At 75.3% G+C, this 890-nt stretch carries 2 protein-coding genes; both read left to right on the top strand.

All coding sequences use genetic code 11. From position 1 onward, the window contains the following. Window positions 1-339, top strand: a 339-nt coding sequence (locus G3I65_RS35420; RefSeq protein WP_160699958.1) for a CHAT domain-containing protein, incomplete at its 5' end; no start/stop codon positions are given. A gap of 70 nt (window positions 340-409) precedes the next feature. Then, a partial coding sequence (locus G3I65_RS35425; protein ID WP_375336749.1) for an esterase/lipase family protein occupies window positions 410-890 on the top strand: 481 nt, incomplete at its 3' end.

Consider the following 890-nt stretch of genomic DNA (forward strand, 5'->3'; position numbering starts at 1 on the left):
CTGCGCCTGGCCGACGGGCCGCTCACGGTGTACGACCTCGAACGGCTGGCCCGCCCGCCGCGGCAGGTCGTGCTGTCCGGCTGCGACTCGGGCCGCTCGGCGATCCACGCGGGCGACGAGCTGCTGGGCCTGGCCTCGGCGCTGCTCGCGCTGGGCACGACGAGCCTGGTGGCGACGGTCCTCCCGATCCCCGACGACGCCGGCCGCGCCCTGATGGTCCGCCACCACCGCCACCTCGCGGCGGGCCTCACACCGTCCGAGGCCCTCGCCCGCGCCCAGGCGGAGCTGCCGGACTCCCCCGCCGCCACGAGTTACGTCTGCTACGGCGCCGGCTCGTGAGTGTTCAGTCGGGTTCTAACCCGACTGAACACTCACGACAGCTACGCACGGGCCGGGTCATCATGGAGCTGTGCGGATCACGGCCTGGTGGCGCGGCATCAGCCCGCGGCGACGTCTGATGCTGACCAGCGTCGCCGTCGTCGTGGTGGCCGCCGTCGCCGCGACCGCCATCGCCGCCTCCGGCACGAAAGCCGCGCCGGAGGCCGGGACGCCGGACCAGAACAAGCCCGGCCCGGTGCTCCTCGTCCCCGGCTACGGCGGCGGACAGGGCGCACTCGACGAACTCGCCGCGCGGATCCGCCAGGCGACCGGCCGCGGCACCGAAGTCCTCACCTTGGCCGGCGACGGCACCGGCGACCTCGTCGAGCAAGCCGCCGTCCTAGCCGACGCCGTCGAACGCGCGTACGCGCAAGGAGCGCCTTCGGTCGACGTCGTCGGCTACTCCGCGGGCGGCGTAGTGGCCCGGCTGTGGGTGAGCCGCGAGGGCGGCGGCCACCAGGCCCGCCGGGTCGTCACGCTCGGCGCGCCGATGCACGGGACCGGCCTCGCCA

It is taken from the genome of Amycolatopsis sp. SID8362 (assembly GCF_010550475.1).
Classification (GTDB): domain Bacteria; phylum Actinomycetota; class Actinomycetes; order Mycobacteriales; family Pseudonocardiaceae; genus Amycolatopsis; species Amycolatopsis eburnea.